Source organism: Solilutibacter silvestris (assembly GCF_002895945.1).
GTDB lineage: Bacteria > Pseudomonadota > Gammaproteobacteria > Xanthomonadales > Xanthomonadaceae > Solilutibacter > Solilutibacter silvestris.
Window position 1 is genome coordinate 24,099 of the sequence record NZ_NPZB01000001.1, and the last position, 22,098, is coordinate 46,196.

General features: G+C 65.1%; 20 protein-coding genes. 5 read left to right on the plus strand and 15 right to left on the minus strand.

Annotated elements, in window-relative coordinates; genetic code table 11:
• The first annotated feature begins 61 nt into the window (after positions 1–61).
• From Lysil_RS00125 to Lysil_RS00140, 4 genes are read left to right on the plus strand one after another with little or no spacing between them, the layout of a single operon-like run.
• Complete coding sequence (locus tag Lysil_RS00125) at positions 62–2,338, plus strand: DUF1631 family protein (protein ID WP_103073580.1); 2,277 nt, start codon at positions 62–64, stop codon at positions 2,336–2,338.
• Positions 2,335–2,730: a PilZ domain-containing protein gene (locus Lysil_RS00130; protein WP_103073581.1), complete on the plus strand. Its 396-nt coding sequence runs from the start codon at positions 2,335–2,337 to the stop codon at positions 2,728–2,730. The genes Lysil_RS00125 and Lysil_RS00130 overlap by 4 nt, the downstream gene beginning before the upstream one ends.
• A 58-nt stretch (positions 2,731–2,788) precedes the next feature.
• Entirely contained in the window at positions 2,789–4,114 is a 1,326-nt protein-coding gene (pepQ, locus tag Lysil_RS00135; protein WP_103073582.1) for a Xaa-Pro dipeptidase, read from the plus strand.
• Positions 4,111–4,545, plus strand: a complete 435-nt coding sequence (locus Lysil_RS00140; protein ID WP_103073583.1) for a hypothetical protein — start codon at positions 4,111–4,113, stop codon at positions 4,543–4,545. Before pepQ ends, Lysil_RS00140 begins: the two co-directional genes overlap by 4 nt.
• Positions 4,546–4,557: 12 nt before the next feature.
• Here Lysil_RS00140 and rarD read toward each other — a convergent pair whose 3' ends face one another.
• From rarD to Lysil_RS00210, 14 genes are all read right to left on the minus strand, one after another.
• A complete protein-coding gene (gene rarD / locus Lysil_RS00145) occupies positions 4,558–5,475 on the minus strand; it encodes an EamA family transporter RarD (protein ID WP_103073584.1) in 918 nt (305 codons plus the stop codon).
• Positions 5,472–6,383, minus strand: a complete 912-nt coding sequence (gene yedA / locus Lysil_RS00150) for a drug/metabolite exporter YedA (protein ID WP_103073585.1) — start codon at positions 6,381–6,383, stop codon at positions 5,472–5,474. Before yedA ends, rarD begins: the two co-directional genes overlap by 4 nt.
• A 61-nt stretch (positions 6,384–6,444) precedes the next feature.
• Entirely contained in the window at positions 6,445–8,637 is a 2,193-nt protein-coding gene (locus Lysil_RS00155) for a carboxy terminal-processing peptidase (RefSeq protein WP_103073586.1), read from the minus strand.
• Positions 8,638–8,758: 121 nt separating this feature from the next.
• Positions 8,759–9,784, minus strand: a complete 1,026-nt coding sequence (lipA, locus tag Lysil_RS00160; protein WP_103074882.1) for a lipoyl synthase — start codon at positions 9,782–9,784, stop codon at positions 8,759–8,761.
• Positions 9,785–9,791: 7 nt separating this feature from the next.
• Positions 9,792–10,451 carry a lipoyl(octanoyl) transferase LipB gene (gene lipB, locus Lysil_RS00165; RefSeq protein WP_103073587.1) on the minus strand — a complete coding sequence of 220 codons (660 nt, stop codon included), beginning with the start codon at positions 10,449–10,451 and terminating at the stop codon, positions 9,792–9,794.
• A gap of 27 nt (positions 10,452–10,478) precedes the next feature.
• A complete protein-coding gene (locus tag Lysil_RS00170) occupies positions 10,479–10,757 on the minus strand; it encodes a DUF493 family protein (protein WP_103074883.1) in 279 nt (92 codons plus the stop codon).
• Positions 10,757–11,977, minus strand: coding sequence for a D-alanyl-D-alanine carboxypeptidase family protein (locus Lysil_RS00175; RefSeq protein WP_103073588.1), 1,221 nt, complete (start codon positions 11,975–11,977; stop codon positions 10,757–10,759). Before Lysil_RS00175 ends, Lysil_RS00170 begins: the two co-directional genes overlap by 1 nt.
• A 62-nt stretch (positions 11,978–12,039) precedes the next feature.
• Positions 12,040–13,386: a septal ring lytic transglycosylase RlpA family protein gene (locus Lysil_RS00180; RefSeq protein WP_103073589.1), complete on the minus strand. Its 1,347-nt coding sequence runs from the start codon at positions 13,384–13,386 to the stop codon at positions 12,040–12,042.
• Positions 13,383–14,504: a lytic murein transglycosylase B gene (gene mltB, locus Lysil_RS00185; RefSeq protein WP_103073590.1), complete on the minus strand. Its 1,122-nt coding sequence runs from the start codon at positions 14,502–14,504 to the stop codon at positions 13,383–13,385. Before mltB ends, Lysil_RS00180 begins: the two co-directional genes overlap by 4 nt.
• A 48-nt stretch (positions 14,505–14,552) precedes the next feature.
• A complete protein-coding gene (gene rodA / locus Lysil_RS00190) occupies positions 14,553–15,662 on the minus strand; it encodes a rod shape-determining protein RodA (RefSeq protein WP_103073591.1) in 1,110 nt (369 codons plus the stop codon).
• Positions 15,659–17,722 carry a penicillin-binding protein 2 gene (gene mrdA / locus Lysil_RS00195; RefSeq protein WP_103073592.1) on the minus strand — a complete coding sequence of 688 codons (2,064 nt, stop codon included), beginning with the start codon at positions 17,720–17,722 and terminating at the stop codon, positions 15,659–15,661. The genes rodA and mrdA overlap by 4 nt, the downstream gene beginning before the upstream one ends.
• The gene (gene mreD, locus Lysil_RS00200) at positions 17,722–18,198 is read right to left on the minus strand and encodes a rod shape-determining protein MreD (RefSeq protein ID WP_103073593.1); all 477 of its coding nucleotides are present in this window, start codon (positions 18,196–18,198) and stop codon (positions 17,722–17,724) included. Before mreD ends, mrdA begins: the two co-directional genes overlap by 1 nt.
• A complete protein-coding gene (gene mreC, locus Lysil_RS00205) occupies positions 18,195–19,136 on the minus strand; it encodes a rod shape-determining protein MreC (RefSeq protein ID WP_338064156.1) in 942 nt (313 codons plus the stop codon). Before mreC ends, mreD begins: the two co-directional genes overlap by 4 nt.
• A gap of 87 nt (positions 19,137–19,223) precedes the next feature.
• Entirely contained in the window at positions 19,224–20,267 is a 1,044-nt protein-coding gene (locus Lysil_RS00210; RefSeq protein WP_103073595.1) for a rod shape-determining protein, read from the minus strand.
• Positions 20,268–20,424: 157 nt separating this feature from the next.
• On the opposite strand from Lysil_RS00210, the gene Lysil_RS00215 reads away from it, so the two are divergent.
• Positions 20,425–21,357, plus strand: a complete 933-nt coding sequence (locus Lysil_RS00215) for a carbohydrate kinase family protein (RefSeq protein ID WP_103073596.1) — start codon at positions 20,425–20,427, stop codon at positions 21,355–21,357.
• 21 nt (positions 21,358–21,378) lie between these two features.
• On the opposite strand, the gene Lysil_RS00220 is transcribed toward Lysil_RS00215, so the two are convergent.
• Complete coding sequence (locus Lysil_RS00220) at positions 21,379–22,098, minus strand: hypothetical protein (protein ID WP_129588323.1); 720 nt, start codon at positions 22,096–22,098, stop codon at positions 21,379–21,381.

Here is a 22,098-nt window from a genome sequence, read left to right on the forward strand (position 1 = left end):
AATAACCGCTAACATCACCGCAAGTAATATCCAGGTGCAGGATCGCGCCAAGGGAAGAACTATGGATGGTCTCGGATTCGGGCAACCTCGTGCGTTGCCGCCCCGCGTGCAGAACGCGATCTCGAAAGTCATGGCCGCATGTGCCGATGGGCTCGCCCATCCGGTGCGACAGGCGCTGGCCAGCCTGCGCGATGAAATGCCATTGATGATCGGCAACCCGTCGTTAGCGACGCAGGACATCATCCTGTTCTCGCACTGCAAGCACCTGTCGATCAAATCAGGCGAAGTGCTGCCGGCGCTGCTGGAGCAGATCGAACACGAACTGGCGACCATCCGCGACCGCGAGCAAGGGCCGCAGCAGGTGGACTTGTGGTCTTCCTCCGCACACTGGACTCTGGCGGACGCCGGGGAGAACGTCGCGCCGCCGCAGGCCGAAGGCATCGGCCAGGTGACGAACCAGTGCAAGTTGCCGCTGTACCTGCTTGGCCAACGCTTCGGCGTACTGGCTGGCACGCCCGCCTTCGATGCCGACAGCATCCCGGTCGGTCCACGCCGGATGATCCAGGCCATCGATCGCGCATCGCACCATGTCTTCGGCGAGGGTTTCCCGCACCGCCTGCTGACGGAAGCGCTGGCGAACGCGCTGTTCCATGACTATCCGGCGCTGGTGGGCCGCATCAACAAGGAACTGGAAAGCGCCAGCATCCTGCCCGGGCTCACCTTCATTCCATCGCTGAAGCGCGCAACATCGTCGCGTGCGCCGACCGAAGCACATGGCGAAGCCGAACAGGCCGGATACGCGTCGGGCCAGTCGGCGACACCGGCCGTGCCTCATCGACAGGTCGCTGCCAACGCCGATGTTGGCTGGTTCGATCAACCCGAGGCACGCAGCGCGGACGCCCGCGAGCGTTTCGTCGGCGCAGTCTCGTCTCCCGGTTTCGCACATGCGCGCACCCTGCTGGCGAAGGCGAAAGGGCGCGGTCCGCAGCAGGCAAACGCTGGCGCATCGAACGCGGTGGCGCTGCCGCCGCACATCGTCGCCGAACTGCTCGACTCGCTGTCTTCGCGTGATGGCAATGGCCGCCAACTCGGCATCCGCCACCTGCACGACGAGCTGAAGGCGCGCGCGAAATCGCTGCCCGGCGGCTCGGCGCAGCTGTCGCAGCAGCAGACCGATTCGATCGAACTGCTGGGCATGCTGTATGAAACCCTGTTCCGCGAGATGCGCACGCAATCCGGCGCGCTCGACCTGCTCAAGCGCCTGCAGATCCCGTTGATGCGGATGGCGTTGTCGGGACAGGAATTCTTCGAGTTGCCGACGCATCCCGGTCGCCAGATCATGAGCCGCGTGGCGGAATCGGGCGCCGCGATCGCCGGCGAGGCCGACAACGATCCGCAGTTCGACGCGGCGCTGACCCATGCGGTCAAGCGTGTGGAGGAGGAATACCGCGGCGATGGCACGGTGCTCGAACACATCCACGAGGAGCTCGCCGGCGCCCATCAGGCGCACGCGCAACGCAGCGAAGCCGCGGAGCGCCACCAGATCGAGGCGGCGCGCGGCCACGAACGCATCGCCGTCGCGCGCGAAGCGGCGAAGTCGCTGATCGACCAGAAGCTGGCCGGCATCACGCTGCGCCCGCAGATCGAACTGCTGATCCGCACCGCTTGGCAGGACGCACTCGCCTTCATCCGCATGCGCCACGATGAACATTCCGATCTCTGGAAACGCCACGAACGCCTGAGCGGACGCATGCTCGAAATCGTCACCGCGGCGGACGCGGTACAGGACGTCGACCTGCAGGAATCGATCGGCGAAATCCTCAAGCGCACCGGGTATCACGCCGAAGAAGCGGGTGAAGTCGCGCATGTATTGAGTCGCAGCGCGGCCATGCCACGCACCGGGTCGCGGATGTCGATGACGGAACTGGTGACGATGATGCGGGCGCGACCGCGCTTCGGCGAATCGTCACAAGCGCAACAGTTGGCGGCGGAACTGCCACAACCACGCAACACGCGCGAAGAGGAATGCTATCGCCACGTCTGCACCCTGCCATTCGGCTGCTGGCTGGATTTCACCATCAACCAGCAGGGCGACGTGCGCAGGCGCCGCCTGTCCTGGTACAGCCGGATCACCGGACATGCCTTGCTGGTGAATCGTCGCGGCGTACGCGTCGCCGACATGCAGCTGGATCAACTGGCGCGATTGCTGGCATCGGGACAGATGCACGTCGCCCGCAAACACGAGATGAGCCTGCTCGACCGCGCCTGGACCACCACGCTCGGCACGCTTGAAAGCCTTGGCCGGCTCTTCTCCGGACAAATGCAGGCCGTGGCATGAGCGTGGAAAACCGCTACACCGCGCGCCGCGACGTGCACGCGACGATCCCCGTGGTCGACGCCCTGACCGGCGCCATCGTCGGCCGCGTCGGCAACCTGTGCGCGACCGGCCTCCAGATCGTGCGCGGTGGCGGCACCGCCGCAGGCGGACTGCACACCGGCGCCCTCTACCAGTGGACGTTCGCCCTGCCCGGCGAGCTCGGCGGTGGCCAGATCGAATGCGGCGTCGAAGTGATGTGGAGCGGTCGCGATACCGCACAGGGCCGCGATCTGGTCGGCGCGCGCTTCATCCTGATCGATCCCGCCACCATGGAGCAGATCGCGGCCTGGTGCGGCGCGGGAGAACATGCTCCGGCGAGCGCCAACCACGCGACGAACGCACACGCCCGCTGAACACGCCCGCCGAATCTGCGTTGGGCGACAATGGGGCCGTCTCCGCCAGGATCCGACCATGTCCGAGCCGTCCCTTGCTGGCCTCTACGCCGACCATCTCGACACCGTCAAACGCCACGCCGACGCTGCGTTGCAGCGCGGTGGCCACGACCAGTTGGTGGTCCCCAGCGGCACCCTGCACTACCAAGTATTCGATGATCGCGACTATCCCTACGCGGTGAATCCGCAGTTCAAGCATTGGCTGCCGGTCACGCGCGCGCCGGGCAGCTGGCTGGTCTATACGCCGGGACAGAAGCCAAAACTGATCTTCCTGCAACCGCGCGATTACTGGCACGTGGTGCCGCAGGCGCCAAGCGGCTACTGGGTCGATCATTTCGACATCATCACCATCCGCACGCCGGACGAAGCGAAACAGCATCTGTCGGCGACCGCACGTGCGGCCATCCTCGGCGAAGCGCAGAGCGCGCTCGGCAACACCTTCGTCCCCAACAATCCCGCGGACGTGGTGCAGTACCTGGAGTACCACCGCGGCTACAAGACCGCATATGAAATCGCGATGATGTGCGAGGCCACCCGCCGCGGCGTGCGCGGCCATCGTGCGGCGGAACGCGCCTTCCGCGCCGGCGCCAGCGAATTCGGCATCCACCTTTCCTATTGCCAGGCCGCCGGCCAGGATGCGCTCGAACTGCCGTACCAGAACATCGTGGCGTTGAACGAGCACGGCGCGGTGCTGCACTACACCGGGCTCGATCGCGTGCCGCCCAAGCCGTATCGCAGTTTGTTGATCGATGCCGGTGCCAGCCACGCCGGTTACGCCTGCGACATCACCCGCACGTATTCGGCGCAGCACGACGATTTCGCGGCGATGATCGAACGCGTCGATGCCGCCCAGCAAGCGATGTGCGCGCAGGTGCGCCCGGGCGTCGATTACCGCCAGATCCACCTCGATGCGCATCTTGCGTTGTCGGGCGTGCTCAAGGACTTCGGCGTGATCACGGTGTCGCCCGAGGAAGCGGTGGCGAGCGGCGTCAGCAACGCCTTCTTCCCGCACGGCATCGGCCACGGCATCGGCCTGCAGGTGCATGATGTCGCCGGTTTCGCCGAAAGCGACCGCGGTGGCACCCTGCCCAAGCCAGACGGTCATCCCTATCTGCGCCTGACGCGCCCGCTGGCGGCGGGCATGGTGGTGACGATCGAGCCCGGCCTCTATTTCATCGACATGCTGCTGGACGAACTGAAAGCGAAGGGCCTGGAACGCAGCGTCGACTGGAACGCGGTGGAACGCTTCAAGCCGTATGGCGGCATCCGCATCGAGGACGACGTCGCCTGCACCAATGATGCCCCGATCAATCTGACCCGCGAGGTCTGGAAGGAGATCGCATGAACAAGATTCCATTGATGATGATGGCGCTGTCGGCGCTGGCGCTGTCCGCCTGCAAGCAACAGCCGGCCCCGGTCGACCCGGTCGCGAACGATGGCTGCCTGCACTATTCGCCGGCGCAGAGCGTCCTGGTCGGCAAGGCCTATACCAAGGACGTCACCGCGCCCGGCAAGATGACGCGCAAGGCGCTGCTGTTGAAGCTGGATGCGCCGACCTGCGTGTCACCGCTGGCGAGCAGCCACGCCGACTTCAAGCGCGTCGACAGCATCCAGGACATCGAACTGGTGGCACAAAGCGACATCGTCGACGTGTTCAAGCTCGACGGTTATCGCGTGCGCGCCAAGGGGGCACTCGCCACCGAACAGGGCGATGGTGCGGCGGCGCCGGTCGGCCTGACGTTGCTGACGATCGGGCCAGCGGATCCGAACCAGTAGGGACGAGCCCGATCAATCCGGCTGCGTGACTTTGTTCGCGGCCGCGGCGCTCGTGCGCAGCAAACCTTCTCCTGCAAAGAGCGCCAGCGCGACCCAGATCAGTACGAACCCGATCAGGCGAGCGCTGTCGAAGGCTTCGTGGAAGACGAACACACCGAGCAGGAACTGCAGGGTCGGGGCGATGTACTGCATCAAACCGATGCTGGTCAACGACACCCGCCGCACCGCATAGGCGAAGCCGACCAGCGGCAGCGCAGTGACGATGCCGGACACCACCAACAGACCGCAGATCCAGGCGCCCTGGTCGAAGCCACTGCCGCCATGGCCGGTCTGCCAGGCCAGCATGAACAGCGCCGGCAGCAACAGATAGGCGCCTTCCACGCCCAGGCCGGTCACCGAATCCACCGCTGCCAGCTTGCGGATCAACCCGTACAACGCGAATGAAACAGCCAGTGCCAGCGCGATCCAAGGCAGGCGCCCGTAATCGAACGTCAGCCACAGCACGCCCGCGCCGGCAATCGCCACCGACAGCCATTGCAGCGGGCGCAGTCGCTCGCGCAGGAAGACGACGCCGATCAACACGTTGAGCAACGGGTTGATGAAATAGCCCAACGCGGTTTCCACCACGTGGCCGGCGTTCACCGCCCAGATGTACAGACCCCAGTTGAACGCGATCAACGCGCCACTGGTGGCCAGCATCACCCGCAGTCGCGGCTGCACCAGCACGTTGCGCAGCCAGCCACGGCCATCGCGCCAGATCAGGAATGCACCGACGAACAATGCGCTCCAGACGATGCGCTGGAGGACGATGGCCAGCGATGGCACCGACTTCAACGCATGCCAGTACAGCGGCATCACGCCCCACAGCACGAAGCTGGCAGCGGCCATCCACGTGCCGCGCGATACTTCGCGATCAGCGTTGTCGTTCATCGCTTCGCCTGTGTGGACTTGCTACGAGCGGCTTTGCCCAGCGTCATCGCCAGCACGGCCAGCACGATGATCGCCATCGGGATCAGGTCGCCGGCACTGAAGCGCTCGTGCACCAGCAGCGCGCCCAGCACCACCGCGATGACCGGATTGACATAGGCATAACTGCCCGCCAATGCCGGACGTACGTGGTGCAGCAACCAGACATAGGCGCTGAAGCCGATCAGCGATCCCATCACCACCAGATACGCCGCGGCGGCGATCGCATGGTGCGTCGGCATCGGCATGCGCTCGCCGCGCACGAGCGCGACCACGCTCATCGCCACGCCTGCACACAGCATTTGCGCGGCCGAGGTCATGAACGGCGACGGCAGGTCGCGGCCGCGACTCCAGATCGATCCGAACGACCACGCCAGTGGCGCGATCAGCAACGCGATCAATCCCGCCGGCGACGCGCGCAGGCTGCTGCCGGCGTTCAACCAGATCACGCCGATGAAACCGATCATCACCCCGATCCATTCCAGCCGCGTCGCACGATCGCCCTTCATCCATGCGAACAACGCGATCCAGATCGGCGCCGACGCCACCGCGACCGCCGCAAGGCCCGACGACACGCTCTGTTCCGCATAGTTGACGAAGCCGTTGCCGAACAACAGCAACAGCAGGCCCATCACCGCCGAATTCGCCCACTGTTTGCGCGTCGGCGTCGCTTCGCCGCGCCAGCGCAGGAAGACGAACATGATGCTGCCGGCGATCAGGAAGCGGATGGCGCCGAGCCAGAACGGCGTGAAGCCACCCTCCAGCGCCAGCTTGATCGCCAGATACGTCGAACCCCAGATGACGTAGACCGCCGCCAACGCGAGAACGACCGCAGTTCGGCTGGGTGGATGTGCAGTTGGATGGGTACTCATGACTGCACAAGGCTAACGTGGCGACCCGAAGGTCGCCAGAATTTTCTTGCGGTCGAATCGATCAGCGCACCCAGGTCACCGCATTGCCCGATTGCGGCAACACTTGGCTGGCGAGGCGCGAATCGTGCGCGAGCAGGCCCATCGCGTCGGTAAGAATCGCGGCCGATTCGCGCAACAGCGGATCGGGACGATTCTCGGCCAGCTTCTCGCGCGCGGCTTCCTTGGCGATGTCGCGTTCGCTGCCCGCCAAACCGTCGTCGGTGGCGTCATCGGCCAGCGGATCGAGCGGCAAGCCAAGACGCTTGCGTTCGGCCTGGCGTGTTTTCAGCTTGGTCTCGTTCTTCTCGCGTTCGGCGCGGCGCTCGCCCTCGTTCATCGAGAGATAGTGCTTGGCCTTCAGCGCCTTGAACTCGGCGAGATCTTCCAGCAACCACTGGTATTCGCGATCGCTCTTGATGCGCGCCTCGTGGCTGGCATCGAGCTGCGGCAGGATCGATCCGAACACGCCGTATTGCTGGTGCGGCGCAGCCGGGATGCTTGACCACGGCAGCGCGTTGTCGTACATGCTTTCGCCGAAGTTGCTGGCATCCACCGTCACCGGGAAATGGATGTCCGGTTCGACACCCTTGTTCTGCGTGCTCGAACCCGACGGCCGGAAGAACTGCGCGATCGTCATCTTGACCTGGCCGAACTGGGTCTTTCGCGTGCTGGGGAAGCGATCGAGATCGACCAGGTTCTGCACCGTGCCCTTGCCGAAGGTGGTTTCGCCGATGATCAAGCCACGACCGTAATCCTGGATCGCGCCGGCCACGATCTCCGATGCCGACGCGGTGCCGCGATTGACCAGCACCGCGAGCGGGCCCGCCCAGGTGACGCCGGCATCATCATCGCCATCCACTTCGACGCGGCCACCCGACTGGCGGATCTGCACCACCGGGCCGGTATCGACGAACAGGCCGGTGATGCGCACCGCCTCGCCCAGCGAACCACCACCGTTGTTGCGCATGTCCAGCACCACGCCATCGACGTTCTGCGCCTTGAAGCCGGTGAGCAGGCGGGCGACGTCGCGCGATGCCGAAGCGTAGTCATTGCCGCTGCGACGCGCGCTGAAATCCTCGTAGAAACTCGGCAGCTTGATCACGCCGACCTTGCGCGCCGGCATGCCATTGGCGGCCGGCAGGTTGATGACTTCGCCCTTGGCGGCATCTTCGGTGAGCTTGACGATATCGCGCGTCAGCGCGATCACCCGCGGCTTGCTGTCGACCGGCGCGTTCGGCGGCACGATGCCGAGGCGCACGCGCGTGCCCTTGGCGCCACGGATCTTCTCGACCACATCGTCGATGCGCCAGCCGATCACGTCTTCCATCGCGCCGGAAGCGCCCTGCCCGACCGCGACGACGCGATCACCGGGCCGCAGCAGTTTGCTGATCGCCGCCGGGCCGCCCGGCACCAGTTCGCGCACGATGACGACATCATCCTGCTTCTGCAGTTGCGCACCGATGCCCTGCAACGACAGCGACATCTGCTGGTTGAAGCGTTCGGCCGCGCGCGGGTTGAAATAATCTGTATGCGGATCGGTGGCGTTGGTGTAGGCGTTCATCGTCAACTGGAACACGTCTTCCGAGTCCAGCTCGTCGACATTCTTGATCGCGTTGGCGTAGCGCTTGTCGAGGGTCTTGCGGATGTCGTCGGGCTGCTTGCCCGCCAGCTTCAGGCGCAGCCAGTCGTTGCGCACCGATTGCTTCCACAGCTGGTCGAGCGTGGCCTTGTCGGCCCACGCCGCTTTCTCGCGATCGTATTCGAAGCGATCGTTGCCGGTGAACGTGAAGATGTCCTGGTTGAGCAGCGCGCGCTGCGCCGCGATGCGTTCACGCGCATGCTTGCGATAGGTCTCGAAGATCGCGAACGGCACCTTCATGTCGCCATTGCTGAACGCCGCATCGAAGCCGGCGCGTTGCGCTTCGAATCCCGCCACTTCGTCAGCGGTGAAATACATCTTGTTGCCGTCGAGCGCGTCGAAATACTTCTTGAAGATTTCCTTCGAGAGGGCATCGTTGAGCGGCTGCGCACGATAGGCGTAGCGGCTGTTCGACAACAGGCCGTAGACCAGTCGCGCGGTGACCGTCTGGTCGGCGTTCTGGGCCAGCGGGCCGTGTGCCGCCGCTGCGGTTGGCGGATGCCGGGTGACCACCGCCGCGCCCAGCGCGAGCGGAATCGCCAAAGCCAGGGCCAGCACTGCACTGCGTCGCTTCATGGAATCCTCGAGAATCTGTATTGATGCTTGGACACGCCGGATGCGTGAACGTTCACTCTGCCATATTCAGGGTGCCGGGCGCGCGACGCCAGCGCCATAAGTACTGGCCGGAAACGCCCGTTCAGCCAGCGTGGCGGCCGGCTTCGGCGGCCTGGCGATCGGCGTGGTAGCTGGAGCGCACCATCGGCCCGGAGGCGACGTGCTCGAAGCCCAGCGCCATGCCGTAGTCCTCGAATGCCTTGAACTCCTCGGGCGTCCAGTAGCGCAGTACCGGATGATGCGCCGGTGACGGCTGCAGGTACTGGCCGATGGTGATCATGTCGACGTCGTGCGCACGCAGATCGCGCAGGGTGGCTTCGACCTGTTCCTGCGTCTCGCCGAGGCCGAGCATGATTCCCGACTTGGTGGCGACCTCCGGATGCTGCGCCTTGAAGCGCTTGAGCAATTCCAGCGACCACGCGTAGTCGGCGCCCGGACGCACGTTGCGATAGAGATCGGGCACGGTTTCGATGTTGTGGTTGAACACGTCCGGCGGATCCTGCGCCAGAATCTCGAGCGCGCGCTCCATGCGGCCCTTGCCGCGGAAATCGGGCGTCAGGATTTCGATGCGGATACCCGGCGCCGCCGCACGCGTTTCGCGGATGCAGTCGACGAAGTGCTGGGCGCCGCCATCGCGGAGATCGTCGCGATCGACACTGGTGATGACGACGTACTTCAAGCCCATGTCCGCGACCGTGGTGGCGAGGCGACGCGGCTCATCGAGATCGAGCGGCTTGGGGCGGCCATGCGCGACATCGCAGAAACTGCAACGGCGCGTGCACACCTCGCCCATGATCATGAAGGTCGCGGTGCCGTGGCTGAAACATTCGTGGATGTTCGGGCAGCTGGCGTCCTCGCACACGGTGACGAGGCGGTTCTCGCGCAGTTTCGACTTGAGTTGCTGCACGGCGTTGCCGGCCGGCAAGCGCACGCGGATCCATGCCGGCTTGCGCAACACCGGGGCATCCTGGAACTGCACCGGGGAACGGCCGATCTTGTGGCCGGCAAGCTGCTTGGCGCCCGGCTCCAAAACCCCATGGCCGAGCGTGCCGCCTTCGACGACGGCCAGCGGGATGCTGCGGGATTCGGTACTGCGCGGTTCGCTCATGTCGCCATTATCGCGCAGCCAGCTGCGGCGGCGCATCCGGCTGCATCCGCAGCCCGAATTGGCGGGCGAGTTCCGCCACCAGCACCGGCTTGACCGCGGCCATGCCGCCTGGTCCGCCAAGATCGTCCAGCGCCACCACCTGCAGACCGGCATAACCGCAGGGATTGATGCGCGCGAACGGCGGCGTGCTCTCCCCGGTGATGTTGAAGGCCAGTCCGTGGAAGGTGCAGCCACGACGCACGCGGATGCCGAGCGCAGCGATCTTGGCGTCATTGACGTAGACGCCGGGCGCGCCATCGCGGCGCAGGCCAAGGATGTTCCATTCGCCCAAGGTGTCGATGATCGCTTGTTCAATGCGATGCACGTACTCGCGCACGCCGATGCCGAGGCGCTTCAGGTCGAGCAGCGGATAGGCGACGATCTGGCCGGGACCGTGATAGGTCACCTGGCCGCCACGATCGACCGGAATCACCGGAATGTCGCCGGGCGCCAGCACGTGTTCGGGCTTGCCGGCCTGGCCGAGGGTGAACACCGGATCGTGTTCGACCAGCCACAACTCATCAGTCGTGTCGGCATCGCGCGCATCGGTGAATGCCTGCATCGCGTGCCACACCGGCTCATACGTCTGGCGACCGAGATCACGGACGATGCAATCCCGACTGTTCATTGCGCAGTGTTCATCGCGAAACGGACGTCAGATGGTCCACTTCACTTCCGGATGACCACGCAGCGCCGCATGCGCGGCATCGTACTGTTCGCGTGACGCCGCCTTGAAGCTGAGCTTGATCGACACGTACTTGCCGCCGGAGGAATCGCGGGTGGCGACGGTTTCGCGCAACACTTCGATGCCGGCGTCTTCCAGCAAGCCGGGAATCACCGCTTCGAGTCCGGCAGCGGCCGGCCCCATCGCGGTGATTTCGAACACGCCGGGAAACTGGAAGCCGTGTTCGGGATTGTCGGATTTGATTTCCATCAGCGCGACTTCCACCACAGCATCAGACTATCCCACAGGCGGCGGAAGAAGCCGCCCTGATCGACCGCATCGATCGCGACCAGCGGTGCCTCGGCGATCGGCTTGCCATCCAGCGACAACTTGATGGTGCCCACGCGCTGGCCCTTGGCGATCGGCGCGATCAGGTTCTGCGGCACCTCCATCGACGACTTCAGCGCTTCGAAACGACCGCGCGGCACCGTCACCAGCAGTGGTTCGGCGACGCCCAGACGCACTTGCGGGCTGGCACCCTTCCACACCTTCTGCACGCTCACCTGTGCGTTGGCGTCATACAACTTGTGGGTTTCGTAGAAGCGGAAGCCCCAGTTGAGCAGGGCCTGCACGTCGTCGGCGCGTTGCTTCTCGCTGGTATCGCCCAGCACGACGGCGATCAGGCGCTGGTCGCCGCGCTGCGCCGACGCCATCAGGCAGTAACCGGCATTGGAGGTATGGCCGGTCTTGATGCCGTCGACCGAGGAATCGCGCCACAGCAGCAGGTTGCGGTTGGGCTGGGTGATCGGACCGACGGTGAACTCGCGGATCTTGTTCAGCGCATAGGCCTGCGGATAGTCGTGGATCAGCGCGCGGCCGAGCAGCGCCAGATCGTGCGCGGTGGACAGATGTCCCTGCGCGGAAAGACCGGTGGGATCGACGAAGTGGCTGTTCTTCATGCCGATCTTGGCGGCATAACTGTTCATCAACTGGGCGAAGGCTTCCTCGCTGCCGGCGACGTGTTCGGCCAGCGCGATCGCGGCGTCGTTGCCGGATTGCACCACCATGCCCGTTTCCATCTGCTCCAGCGGCGCCGACTTGTTGACTTCGAAGCCGCTGTAGCTGCCATCGGTACCGGCGCCACCGGTCTTCCAGGCGTGCTCGGTCATCATCACCTGGTCGCTGGCCTTGACCTTGCCCTTGGCGATTTCGGCGGCGATGACGTAACTGGTCATCACCTTGGTGATGCTGGCCGGTTCCAGCTGGGTATCGATGTTCTGGCCCGCCAGCACCTGGCCGGTGGCGTAGTCCATCACCACCCAGGCCTTGGACACCGCGGGCGCGGGCGCGGACGGGATCGGCAGCTCGCCGGTGGCAACGGCGGCCGGGGCCGTGGCCGCCGGTGCAGGCGCGGGGGTCTGCGCGAAGGCCAGCCCGAAGGCGGCGGTGAGGACGGCAACGGAAAGAACGGCAACGGGTCTGGAGGTCATGTGCTGGGATCTGGGGAAGCGGGAGAATGCGGCCGCGATTGGCGGCAGCGCAGGCGACAAGTTTAGTCGCGGACGGGATTCGGTGTCCCGAATCCGAGGCCGGAGATGCGCGCGGACAGCGTCGGGACTTCGGCGCTGTTCATCGCCACCACGCGCAGGCGCCAGAAACGCCGGCCATTGGCCCAGCCCTCGACGATGCGGGCATTGCTGACGCCAGCGTGCTGGACGATGTCCAACGCATGTTCGGCGTTCTGCTGGCTGGAGAATGCGGCGACCTGCAGGGTGAGTCCGGCGGCAGTCGTGGTGGATGTGCTGGGGCTGGAAGTCACGATTGGCGGAGCCGGTGCGCGTGCCACGGACATCGTGGCGGTGGCTGCGGAAGCGACCGGCTTGGGTGATGGTGGAGCCGTCGCGGGCGACGATGCGGACGTGGTCGCGACCTGGGTCACCGGCGATGGCGTCACCGCAGGCAACACCGTCAGCGCCGCGTCGGGCTTGCCGGGTTTTCCGGTGGCGACGTGCAGGCCGCGCGCTTTCATCCACGCATCGAACTCGGTGGAGGTCATCACCTTGCCGTTCTGCATCATGTCGAAGCGATAGTCCTCCGCCACCGCTGGCGAACTGGCCAGCGCGACGCCTGCGGGCACCTTGCCATCGGCAACCTGCTGCGCCAGTTGCGACTTGGCCGCAGGATCGGTTTTCGCCGCGGCGGCGAGTTCGATCGCGTCATTGGTCTCGCGGCTTTCCTCGGGCGTCAGCGCGTCGACGCGCACGTGGGCCGTGCCCTTCTCGCGATAGCCGAGCTTCACCGCCGCGGCGTAGCTGAGATCGATCAGCCGGTTGGAATGGAACGGCCCGCGATCGTTGATGCGCACCACCACCGACTTGCCGTTGTCGAGATTGGTGACGCGCGCAAAGCTGGGGAGCGGCAAGGTGCGATGCGCCGCAGTGAAGGCGTACATGTCGTACACCTCTTCGTTGGAGGTGCGGCGGCCATGGAACTTGTTGCCGTAATACGACGCGGTCCCGGTTTCGGAATAACCGCGCGAATCGTCGAGCACGCTGTAGTTCTTGCCGAGCACCGCATAGGACTTGTTGCCGCGTTTCGACCGCGGTTCCGCCTTGACGGTCGGCTCCGGGATGCGGTTCACGTCGGGAATCTCGCCGGGCACGCTGTCGCGGATGTCGGGACGATAGATGTCGCCAACCATCTGCCCGCGCTTGCTGGCGTCTTCCTGCGCCGGCGCATAGGGCGATGCCGAGGGATTCGTGGCGGTTGCGGTTGTTGCGCGCGGTGTGGCTTTCGGAATGGTGGTCGCGCGTGTTGTCGCGGGTTGCGATTTCGGCGGCGCGGAACTGCACGCGGCCAGCGCCACCGGCAACGCGATGGCGAGCGCGACGCGCTTCATGCGCCAGGCACCGGATGGCCAGCGATCATTTGCGACAACTGGTACACGGCGGTCGAATACAGCGGCGACTTGTTGTACTTGGTGATCGCCACGAAGTTGGGAAACACCATCCAGTATTCGGGACCGTTGGCGCCATCCAGCGTGATGATGTTGGCCGGCAACTCCGCCGCGACCTGTTGCAACGGCCGATAGCCCATCTTCGCAAGGTCAGCCTGCGGCAACATCGCTTCGCTGCGGTTGTCGGGATTGATCGCCTGCGCACCGGCATCGCGCGTCGCGCGCACCATCACCGGCTGGCCGCGTTGCCACTGGCCGCGACCGACGAAATAGTTGGCGATCGACGGCAACACGTCGGCGAGATCGCCGAACAGATCGCGCTTGCCATCGCCATCGCCATCGACCGCGTATTGGCGATAGCTCGACGGCATGAACTGGCCCCAGCCCATCGCGCCGGCGTAACTGCCGCGCAACTGGCTGATGTCGAGGCGCGCTTCCTTCTCCATCGCGAATGCCTGCGCCAGCTCGTCGCGGAAGAAGGCCTCGCGCATGTTCTCGCGCTCGATCTTGTCCGGCGCATTGGTGCGCGGATAGCGGAAACCGAGCGTGTACAGCGCATCCACCACCGGATACTTGCCCATGTTGGCGCCGTAGCCGGTTTCGACGCCAATGATCGCGACGATGATCTCCGCCGGCACGCCGTACTTCGTTTCGACCGCCTGAAGTTCATTGCGATGTTTGGCGATGAAGGCCTTGCCGCCATCGATGCGCGCGCCATTGAGGAAGAGCGGGCGATATTCGCTCCACGCCTTGCCTTCGGCCGGGCGCGACATCGCGGCGATGATCGGCGCGCGGATCTGCGCGCTGGCGAGAATCGACTCGACGCGCTGCGGATCGACGCCGTATTTGGCGGCAGCGTCGCGGGCGAAATCGTGGCGCGCGGTGACGAGATCAGGGACCGGGCCGGTCGGACGCGCGGGCGTCGCCATTGGCGGCACGGGTGTCGGTGCGGGAGCGGGAGATGGCGGAACCGGCACGGGCCGGGGCGGCGGCGGCGACTGCGTGGCGCAAGCGGCCAACAGCAGCGATACCGCAGCGAGAGTCAGGTGGCGTCGGGTCATCGTCGCGGAGGGTAGCACGCACCCCGTGGATGATCCTGACTGCAGCACTCAGGTTCGCCGTGGCGAATGCGCGCGCACCGACATCACCAGGCCCATGCCCGCCAGCAGCACCACTGCCGACGTGCCGCCATACGACAGCAGCGGCATCGGCACGCCGACCACCGGCAACATGCCCGAGATCATTCCGCCGTTGACCATCACGTAGACGAACAGTGCCAGGCCCAGCGTGCCGGCCAGCAGGCGCGAATAGGAATCGCGCGCTTCCATCGCGATCCACAGGCAGCGTCCGATCACGAACAGGTAGGCGGCGAACATCAGCGCCACGCCGAGCCAGCCGAATTCCTCGCTCAATACCGAGAACAGGAAGTCGGTGGTGTGTTCCGGCAAATAGTTGAGATGCGATTGCGTGCCCTGTTGCCAGCCCTGCCCGGACCAGCCGCCGGAGCCGATCGCGATCTTCGACTGTGTGATGTTCCAGCCCGCGCCGAGCTTGTCCGAATCGGGATTGACGAAAATCAGGATGCGGTCCTTCTGGTATGGCTTCAGGAACCAGAACCATGCCGCCGGCGCCGCCACCGCCACCGACGTGAACGCGCCGATGAACCACCACCATGACAGTCCGGCGAGGAACATGGTGAACACCGCGCCGCAGGTGATCAGCATCGAGGTGCCGAAATCCGGTTGCTTGAGGATCAGCAGGATTGGTACTGCGGCGATCGCGCCGCAGATCGCGATTGTCCGCACATTGGGTGGCAATACGGAATTGTGCAGATACCATGCCAGCATCATCGGCAGGCTGAGCTTGATCAATTCCGATGGCTGGAAATAGAAGATGCCGAGATTGATCCACAGGTTTCCGTGGTGACCACGGCCGAGCACCAGCACCGCCAGCAGCGGCACGATCGTCAGCAGGTAGACATAGGGCGAAGCCGCGCGCAATCGCGGCGGCGCGACGCGCGACAGCAACCACATCAGGCCGAGGCCGATCACGAAGCGCGAGCCCTGCCCCATCACCATGTGCAGGCTGCCGTTGCTGGCGCTGTAAAGCGTCACCAGTCCACTGGCCATCAGCAGCAGCAATGCGCACAACAGCGGCAAGTCGATGGTGCGCAACAGGCGCTCGACCCAGTTGGTGATGAGCCTCAGCAACGGATTCATGGCGTCTGCCCCGGCGTATCAGTCGGCGTGTTGTCATCGCCGGCACCGGGATCCTCGGACGGCAGCATGTCGGTGCTGCGATCCTGCAGCGCATCGATGGTGCCCGGCACCAGGAACGACTCGGTGCCGATCGCGCCGCTTTCGGCATCGGCGAACATCGGATCGCGGCCATCGGCGAGCATGTCCTTGCCGTCCTTGCCCGCACTCGGCATCTTGCCGGTGATCCACGCATCCATGATCTTGCGCGCAATCGGCGCCGCGGTATCGGCACCATAGCCACCACCTTCGACGGCCACCGCCACGGCGATCGTCGGATTGTCGGCGGGCGCGTAGGCTTCGAACAGCGCGCGATGGCGCAGGTTCATCGGCAGGTTGCGCGGATTGACCGCCGCGGCGCTGCGTCGGCTTGCCACCTGCGCGGTACCAGTCTTGCTGGCGATGATGTAGGTCAAGCCAGCGCGAATGTTGGTCGCGGTGCCGGCGCCATGCACGGTGCCGATCATGCCTTCGCGGATCACTTGCAGATGCGCGGGACTGTCGCTGATGCGCCTCGGCTCGGACTGCGGCAACTCGCCCCACGATCCGCCAAAGCCGGTGCGCGCCGCTTCAACCAGGTGCGGTCGCCGCAACAGCCCGCCATTGCCCAGTGCGGCGACGCCCTGCGCCAATTGCAACGGCGTGACTTTCCAGAAGCCCTGGCCGATGCCGCTGATCACCGTGTCACCGATATACCAGCGCGATTCGCTGGCGCCTTTGATGTGCGTGCGCTTCCACTCCGGCGAGGGCAGGATGCCGCCGATCTCGCCGTACATGTCGATGCCGGTGGGCGAGCCGAAGCCGTATTTGCCGAGATATTGGTCGAAGCGCGCCATGCCCAGATCAAGCGCGAGCTTGTAGTAATAGGTGTTGACCGAGGCATAGATCGACTTGCGCATGTCGGTCCAGCCGTGGCCGCCGCGATGCGAATCGCCGTAGCCGCGCTTCTGCCCGGGGATGTAGAACATGCCTGTCGACAGCACCTTGTCCTCCGGCGTGCGCAGGCCACTCTCGAGACCGGCGAGGGCGAGGAACGGCTTCACCGTCGAACCTGGCGCGACGCCACCCAGCACGATGCGGTTGAACTGCGGGCGCGAGGGATTCTCGTTCAACGCGGCGTAGTCATCGTGCGAGATGCCGTTGACGAACAAGTTGGCGTCGTACGACGGCAGGCTGACCATCGCGAGGATGCCGCCGGTGCGCGGATCGATGGCCACCGCCGTGCCTTCGAGGTTGCCGAATGCCTCCACCATCGCCCGCTGCAGATCGAGGTCGATGGTCAGACGCAGGTCGTCGCCCGGTTTTGCCGGCACCACGCCGAGCGTGCGCAGCGCGCGTCCGTTGACGTTGGTCTCGATGCGTTCATAGCCGACCTTGCCGCGCAGTACCTCTTCGTAATAACGCTCCAGCCCGGTCTTGCCGACGTGGCTGAAGGCGGCATCGAGCGACACCATCTTCTCCTTGTCGCGCGCATCGACGCGGCCGACGTAACCGATGATGTGGGTGAACAGATCCTTGTACGGATAGACGCGACCGAAGTACGGGACGATCTCCACACCCGGGAACTGCCAGCGGTCCACCGAGAAACGCGCGATTTCCTCGTCGGTCAATTTCGCCTTCAACGTCACCGGCGCATGCGGGCGACTGGCATCACGCGCACGATCGAAGGCTTCGATGTCTTCCGGCTTCAGCTCGATCCGCGTCGACAACTGCTGGACCAGCGTCGCCATGTCGTCGACCTGGTCGGGTGTCACGTCGAGGCGGAACTGCGGGACGTTGTCAGCAAGGATGCGACCCTTGCGATCGTAGATCAGGCCACGCCCGGGCACGATCGGCCGCGGCTTGATCTGGTTGGATTCGGCGAGCGCCGAGTACATGCGGTGCTGTAGCACCTGCATGTGGAAATACCAGCCAGCCAGCACCAGCAAGCCCGCCACCACCGCCGCGAACGCGATGAACGCACGCCGCCGGAACTGCTCGACCTCGAGCGCCTGGTTCTTGATTGCGCTGCGTCGCAACGCCATCAGCGCCGTCCGCGGTCCAGCGTCGCCAGCAGTGCGTACACCGGCCCCCACAGCACCGCGCCGACCGCAGCCGCGCCCAGCGTGGCGATCGGCAATTGCGGCTGGCCGAGGAAGGCATGGACGATCGCGGTGACGATCCAGTCATTCACCAGCAGTGCGGCGATCGCCAGCACCTGTTGCCAGATCGGATAGAAGCGCAGGCGCGAACGGAAGCGATCCAGCAGGAACGCGATCACCACCAGTCGCAACGCGTATTCGCCCAGCAAGGTGCCTTGCACCACGTCCAGCAAGAGGCCGATGAGGAAGGCGACGCCGAGGCCGCTGTCATCGCCATGTTCCAGCACCCAATAGGCGAGCACCAGCGCCATCCAGAACGGCCGGAACGGCACGATCGCATCCGGCAACGGCAGCAATGCCAGCAACATCGCGACGACGATGCTGGCGACCTGCAGCAGACGCGTGCGCCGCCGCATCATGGCTTTTCCTCCACGGGTTCCATGTTGCTATGCCTGGCCTTGACCTTGTCGTGCGCAGGCTTGGCATCGCGTCCCGGCAATTCCACCGGCTTGAACACCGGAGCGGTGGGCAGCGTGCGCAGCAGCAGCACTTCATGGCCGCGATCGGGTTGCGCGGCGGGCGTGAGCTCGGCTTCGAGGAATGCGCGACTGTCGTCCAGCTTCAATTTGGCAATGGTGCCGACCGGGAAGCCGGCGGGGAATCGCCCACCCAGTCCCGAGGTCTGCACGCGATCGCCGACCTTGATGTCGGCGGAACGCGGGATGTAACCCAGCACCAGGCGATTGCCGCGCCCGTAGACGATCAGGCGGATGCCGGTCCGCACCACTTCCACCGGGATGGCGTGGTCGGGGTCGGTGATCAGCAGCACCGTCGAGGTGATCGGCTGCACCGAGGTGACCTGGCCAAGGATGCCGCCGCCATCAATCACCACCTGCCCGACATGCACGCCCTGGTTGGAGCCGGCATCCAGCATCAGCCGCTGGTGGGTGGGGTCGAGGTCGATATCGAGGATCGGCGCCAGTTGCACGTCGAGCCGTCCACGTTGCGCCGCGCCGAGCAGGCCGCGCAGGCGCTCGTTCTCGGCCTGTTCGGCCTGCAGTCGCGCCATCCGCGCACCGGCCACCGCGACCGCGTTGCGCAACGCGGCGTTGTCCTGGATCAATTGCGAACGGCTCACCGCGTTGTTGCGCATCTCCACGCCGATGCGGCCGGGCAGTCCCGCCAGTTTCCACACCGGCTGCGCCACCAGTTCCAGCGAGGCATGGACGCGCTGCATCACGCCGCCGTGGCGATCGAACGCCATCAGCACGATGCAGGCCGCGAGATAAGCGAGCAAGCGCAACGTCTCCGCGATGCTCTCGGTGCGGGGCGCTGCGGGACCGGGATAGGAGGACACGATGGGAGGGGCGCGTCAGTTGGGCAGTGGGCGCCCCGCGGGGGAGGCGATGGAGGCGCCGCGAACGACGCCCGATGAAGCATTCGGTCAGCTGGTGAAAAACTCGTTGCCGTGGGCGTCGAGTAATTCCAGCGCACGGCCACCGCCACGCGCCACGCAGGTCAGCGGATCATCCGCCACCTGCACGTGCAGACCGGTCTCCTCGCTCAACAAACGGTCGATATCGCGCAACAGCGCACCACCGCCGGTCAGCACGATGCCGCGCTCGGCGACGTCCGCGCACAGTTCCGGCGGCGTCTGTTCCAGCGCCTGCTTCACCCCGGCGACGATCTGCGACAAGGGCTCGCGCAGCGCTTCCAGCACTTCGTTGGAACTGATGGTGATCACCTTGGGCACGCCCTCGGCGAGGTTGCGCCCGGAGATTTCCATCGAACGGTTGTGTTCCTGCGGATAGGCGCAGCCGATCTCGATCTTGATGCGCTCGGCCGTGGCCTCGCCGATCAGCATGCCGTGGTGGCGACGCACGTAGTTGATGATGGCTTCGTCGAAGCGGTCGCCGCCGACGCGGATCGATTGGGCGTAAACGATGCCGTTGAGGGCGATCACCGCGACTTCCGAGGTGCCGCCGCCGATATCGATCACCATCGAGCCGCGCGCTTCGGTCACCGGCAGGCCGGCGCCGATCGCCGCCGCCATCGGTTCCTCGATCAGCGAGACGTCACGGGCACCGGCTTCCAGCGCCGATTCCTTGATCGCGCGCTGTTCCACCTGGGTCGAGCCGCAGGGCACGCAGATCAGCACGCGCGGGCTGGGACGCAGGAAGCGCGACTTGTGGACCTTGCGGATGAAGTGCTTGAGCATCTCTTCGGTATAGGTGAAGTCGGCGATCACGCCGTCCTTCATCGGCCGGATGGTGGTCAGGTTGCCGGGGGTGCGGCCCAGCATCTGCTTGGCATCGCTGCCCACGGCCGCCACCGAGCGGACGTGGCCGGAGGTCCGGTCCTGGCGCACGGCCACCACCGATGGCTCGTTCAGCACGATTCCCTGCCCGCGGACGTAAATCAGGGTGTTGGCTGTCCCCAGATCGATGGAGAGGTCATTGGAGAACATGCCGCGGAGCTTTTTGAACATCGAATCTGGGCCTGGAGAGGGGGTCGGGGGAAGTCGACTAGACTAGCAAAAAAGCGCTCTTCCGGTGTTCCCGGAACGTTATCCGGCGGCGTCTTGTTGGCCCTTGCACCCGTGCCGGGTTACTCTTTCCCGGTTTGCCGCAACCAACCAACCCGATATGTCCGCTCTGATTTGTGGTTCCCTCGCCTACGACACCATCATGGTGTTCCCGGACCAGTTCAAGAACCACATCCTTCCGGACAAGGTTCATATCCTCAATGTCTCGTTCTTGGTGCCGCGCATGCGCCGCGAATTCGGCGGCTGTGCCGGCAACATCGCCTACAACCTGAAGTTGCTCGGCTGCACGTCGATTCCGATGGCGACGGTCGGCCAGGATTTCGCGCCCTATCGCGAACACTTCACCAAACTCGGCATCCCGCTCGACCATGTGCGCGAATTGCCGGAAGCGTGGACGCCGCAGGCCTTCATCACCACCGACCACGACAACAACCAGATCACCGCGTTCCATCCCGGCGCGATGATGGAAAGCCACCTGAACCACGTACACGATGTTGCCGATATCACCATCGGCATCGTCGCGCCCGATGGCTACGAAGGCATGCTGCAGAACGCGCGAGAGTTCGCCGCCGCCGGCATCCCCTTCATCTTCGACCCGGGCCAGGCGATGCCGTTGTTCAACGGCGACGAGTTCCGCCAGTTCATCGAACAGGCCGACTACGTCATCACCAATGATTACGAATCGAACCTGCTGCAGGAACGCACCGGCTGGGGCGAGGCGGAAATCGCCGGCAAGGTCAAGGCCTTCATCATCACGCGCGGACCGAAGGGCTGCGACATCCTCGTCGACGGACAAACCATCCATGTGCCGCAGGCGCAGGAACAGGCGGTGGTCGATCCGACCGGTTGCGGCGATGCATTCCGCGCCGGAATGATCTATGGCATCGAGAACGGCCACGACTGGTTGACGATCGGCCGCATCGGCAACCTGATGGGCGCGCTGAAGGTGAGCCACCACGGCACCCAGAACCAGCGCTTCACCTTCGACGAATTCAACGCCGAATTCGCCCGGCAGTTCGGCCACACGCTGTAAACAGCATCGCGTCGGAGCGCGTTATTGCGCGCTCCACGCCTTCGGCATGCGCGCCGGATCAAGGCCGCCGACTTCGAATTCCGCGGTCTGCTTCGGGCCACCCTTCACCGGGATCTCGATCGTCAATGCCTTGTGGTGCTGGATCGCTTTCCACAGCGCGCGATCCGGATTGATGAACATCGAGATCGCCTCCTTGGTGTCGGGGCGCAGGCCGTCGAGCATCTTCGTCGCGCCGTCGACCGTCACCTTGACCTTGCAGCCCTTGTAGCAATCGATGTCGCCGCGCGACAGCACGATATAGGTACTGCGCTTCCATTCCGGATGATCGCGGAAGATCAGTTGCACATGCGAGACGCCGCCATCGAGCGTGATCTCGTTCTTCGAAATCAACGCCGCACTGATCTGCTGGCCACGGCCTTCGGGATTGGTCTGGTAATCCCACAGCGACTTCAGGCGATCCTCTTCGCGACGGATGTCCGACTTCGCCTTGACCTCGTCGTAATGCGCCATCGCCTTCGCTTCGGCCTGCGTGCCGGCGTATTCCTGATGCAACTCGTCGATCTTGAGGCGCGCGCGACCCCAGTCGCCAGCCGTGTAGGCACTGTCGAAATCGGCCAGCACCGGCGCGGCATCCTGCTCGCGCGCGGCGGCCTGCGCCTTGGCATCAACCTGCACGCCGCCCTGCCCGCACGCCGAGAGCGCGAGGGCAAGCGCGACGATCATTGGCGAGTGACGACGCAT